The following is a 3,938-nucleotide window of genomic DNA, read 5'->3' as shown; positions in this document are numbered from 1 at the left end:
TTGTCGGCGAAGTAGCCGGGATCGACTGCAACGTGGGCGGTGTCGGGCAGAAGCTCGAACAGCTTGTCGGTCAACCATGCCTGCCGAGTCATCAGCGACGGGTGCTCGGGGCTGGCCAGCCACTGGCCAAGTGCCACCACCGCTTCCACACCTGACCGCCGCGCAGCCACGGCAAAGGCAACCGCGCTATCGAGCGCGTGTGGATGGTACGGCGGGTTGAAGTACAGCCGGTCGATTCCGTCGGTTGCCGCCTGAATTTGGCGGATATCAAACATATCGCCGACCACGACTTCAGCGCCGGAGGCCCGCAACCGGGCACTGCGCGCATCGTCGCGATGCACCAAGGCGCGAGTTGTGATCCCCTGCTGCAATAGTTGGGCGGTGACCGCGCTACCAATCCTGCCGGTGGCGCCGGTTACCAGGACACGAGGGCGTGCCATTGGATTTCCTTCCCTAGTTGGATAATTCGATCGCTTCGGTCAGCTCTGGTGTGGCCGCAGAAGACGGTGTTTGCGCGGCCCGCGCCGGCAGCAGCACGGCCACGACGCCGGCGGCGACCAACGCGATCCCGGCGCAGACCAGCGATCCGATCTGAAGGCCGTCGAGGAATGCGTGGTTGACCGCCTCCCTCACCCCCGCAATACGTCCTGCTGGGGATCGTTCGATCACCTGGTGCGCCACCGCCATTGAGTGCTGCATCGCCGAGCGGACATTGACCGGTAAGCCGGTCAGCGCTGAGGACGAGCCGAGCCGACCGGAATAGAGCGATGCGAAGACGCTGCCCACGATGGCCACGCCCAGCGTTCCGCCGAGTTCACGGGTGGTGTCGTTGACGGCCGAGCCGACGCCTGCTTTGTCGGCTGACAGCGATCCCATGATCGCCTCGGTGGCCGGCGCCGTCGTGAGGCCGAGGCCGCCGCCGAGCAGCAGCATCTGCGTGGCGATCTCGCGATAGGGGGTCGTCCCGTCGACTGTGGAGGCCCACGCCAGGCCGGCCGCGAACACGGCCAGCCCTCCGGTGACGACGGCGGTCGTGCCGACGCGTTCGACCAGTTGCGGCCCCACGATGCTGGCCACTGCGATCGAGATGGCTACCGGCAATAGGCGCACTCCGGCTTCGAATGCGCTGTAGTTCTTGATGAATTGGAAGTACTGGGTGATGACGAAGATGAATCCGAACAGCGTCAGAAACCCTGCCGTCACGGCCAGGCTGCCGCCGGAGAATCGACGGTTGAAGAACACCGTCACGTCGAGCATCGGATAAGCGCTGCGCCGCTCCCACAGCGCGAAGGCGACGAGAACGATTGCGGCCAGTGTGAAACCTGTCGCGGTCCGGGTGCTGCTCCATCCCCACCTGGGCGCCTCGATGACGGTGTAGACCAACGCGGTTACCCCGACCGCCGACAGCAGCAACCCGGGCAGGTCGACTGGTGGCGTGGCCGGGTCGCGGGAGGTCGGCACGAACAGGAGACCGCCGACGATGGCCACCATCGCAGTCGGAACATTCACCAGAAAGATCGAGCCCCACCAGAAGTGGTCGAGTAGCCAGCCACCGCTGATCGGCCCGACGGCCACCCCGACACCGACCATGGCCGCCCACACACCGATCGCCTTGGCGCGGTGTACCGGGTCGGTGAAGATGTTCGTGATCAGTCCCAGCGTGGTCGGGAAGATCACGGCCGCGCCGACACCCATGGCCGCACGTGCCGCGATCAGCGCATCCGCCGAATTCACCTGCGCCGCAATGGCGGAGGTGATCGCGAATAGCGCCAGTCCGGCGCTGAGCCAGCCGCGTCTACCGTAGCGGTCGGACAGACTGCCGACCGACAGCAACAGACCCGACATGACCAGGGTGTACGCGTCGACGATCCACTGCATTTGGGCGGTGTCGGCGCCAAGCTCACGCGACAGCGTGGGCAGGGCAACGTTGACGATCGTGGTGTCAACACTGATGACGAATACGGACAGACAGATGACGGCAAGCGCGGCGACGGGGTGATCGCGGAAGAGAGGCTGAGATCGCATGAACAGGACTCTAAACTTACTAGACAAGAAAATCAAGTAGATAGCTGAAAAACATGTCTGCTTGCTGGTAGGCCACCCATATGTCCGTCCGAAAGAGCTATAACCAGAACTGCCCGATCGTCAAAGGACTCGACATCCTGGGTCTCGAGGAGCCCGAGGTCTGAGGGATCAAGGTGGTCGATATCCTTATCCGGCGGCAATGAGGGCCTGCTCGGGCGAGCATGTCGGCAAGGACAGGTAGCCCTCATATTCGGACGCCCGCGCGGTGCCAGATGGGTGCCGTCGACGTGGCATTGGCTCTGTAGTGGCGTCGGCGTCGGCTGTAGACTCGTTCGATCCAGTCGCCGACGGCGATCTCGGCTGCTGCCCGGGTCGGCCATAGGCATCCGTCGTAGAACTCGACTTTTATTGTGGCCCAGAACGATTCGGAATGTCGAGATTGTCGGCCGGAAGTCGATTCCGCGTGACGCGCTGCGACCCGCGGGCGTGGCCTTGTTGGCGCGAGTCGACATGGGCTAGCCTCCAGATGAACAGACGTCAGCGCCGACCGTGGCGCGGCTGATCGGCGCGCTGGAGTAGGCGTAGACACGCCCAGGCGGTCGCGAAAGTTTTTCTGCGCGTGGGGACTACGATCTCCAGGTCTATCCGCGCCTCAACGCCGAGTCCAGGCAGTAATCAATGCTGGCAGCACGGCCATCCCATCTGCGGTGGCGATTTCGTTGCACAGGTTTGATTGCAGAGCGTCTAGGTCGGCGAGGCGACCGTCAACGACGCCGAGTCGTTCGGCGACGGGCTGCATGAGTCGCCATGAGTTAGCAACGTAGGCCGCGTGTTCGGTGTCCTTGGCGGTGCCGACCGGTGCGCTGATGGTCAGTGTCGGTGTGCCCAAGCCCGCGTGTCGGAAGAGCCGACGCAGCGTGGCACCGAACTGCGGGTCCAGCCCGGCCCCGCGGAACGCGCTTGCGATTGCCTCGGCCGTGGTCTGCCAGGTTGGCAGCCACGGAACGCTCCGCGCGGCCGTCATGTCGAAGTCGCAGAATGCGATTACGCCGCCGGGACGCACCAAGGTGGCGAGCCGGCGCAAAGCCGCGACTGGGTCGGGCAGGTGCATGAGGATGAGCCGTCCGATGACCGCGTCGACGGGTTCATCGGGGGTGATGTCGTCGACGGTGCTGTGCTCGAACGAGACGGTGATGACGCTGTTTTCGGCGGCGCGCTGACGTGCCAGCGCCACGATGTCGGGGGAGGCGTCGATCCCGATCACCCGGCCTGTGGGTCCGACAAGGCGCGCCGCGATCAGCGATACGTCGCCGGGTCCGCACCCAATGTCCAGCACGCGCATGCCGGGCTCAAGGCCCGCGGCGCGCAGCGCCTGTTCGGTGGGCTGCTCGTAGAGGTGCGCCTGTAGCAGCAGCCGCTGGACTTCGGCGTCGGCGTGACCGAGCAGGTAGGACGTTGTCGTGCCAGACACCGGGTTGCGCCCCAGCGCCGCCACCAGCGCGTTGAGCGCAGAGGCGTCGGCAGGGACCGGCACCGGGGCGGCATATGAGTAGGCGGGGCTCGTCGGGTCGCGCAGCGGGGAGTCCACCGAGATCGCTTGGGTCACGCCGAGTGCCACCGAAATCCACTCATCGGGAATGTGGATCGACTGGCCGCGCGCGTCAGCTAAATCCAACCGATGCACCAGCATGTCCGTGAAATGCACGCTCAACACCGATTGGGTGGGAACCTCCATTGCCAACTTCGGCACGAAAACCGTTGCCAGTGAATTGTTGTCAGGCGCGAAGGCTTCGATCCAACGGCCCGCGGTGGAGTCGAAGGCGGTGCGAACATCGCGTGCCGGCGCGAGCGGATCCGAGAACAGGTTCAGGATCGCCTCGTGCTGAGCATTCATGTGGCGAATCAAATCTTCG

At 64.8% G+C, this 3,938-nt stretch carries 3 protein-coding genes; all 3 read right to left on the bottom strand.

Annotated features, from left to right (window positions below; translation table 11 throughout):
• Positions 1 to 440 (bottom strand): NAD(P)H-binding protein (locus WAN71_RS11270; RefSeq protein WP_422225404.1); only part of this gene is annotated, 440 nt, incomplete at its 3' end.
• A gap of 13 nt (positions 441 to 453) precedes the next feature.
• Positions 454 to 2,025, bottom strand: coding sequence for an MFS transporter (locus WAN71_RS11265; protein WP_422225403.1), 1,572 nt, complete (start codon positions 2,023 to 2,025; stop codon positions 454 to 456).
• A 652-nt stretch (positions 2,026 to 2,677) separates the two neighbouring features.
• On the bottom strand, positions 2,678 to 3,938 hold a 1,261-nt coding region (locus tag WAN71_RS11260), incomplete at its 5' end, for a methyltransferase domain-containing protein (protein WP_422225402.1).

It is taken from the genome of Mycobacterium sp. (assembly GCF_049280035.1).
Taxonomy (GTDB): Bacteria; Actinomycetota; Actinomycetes; order Mycobacteriales; family Mycobacteriaceae; genus Mycobacterium.
Note: the sequence above shows the minus strand (reverse complement) of the source record. Positions and strands in the feature narration are given on the sequence as shown.

Bases quoted from the DNA above. Each gene is read 5' to 3' on its own strand.
- WAN71_RS11265 (WP_422225403.1), bottom strand. From the start codon at position 2,025: ATGCGATCTCAGCCTCTCTTCCGCGATCACCCCGTCGCCGCGCTTGCC.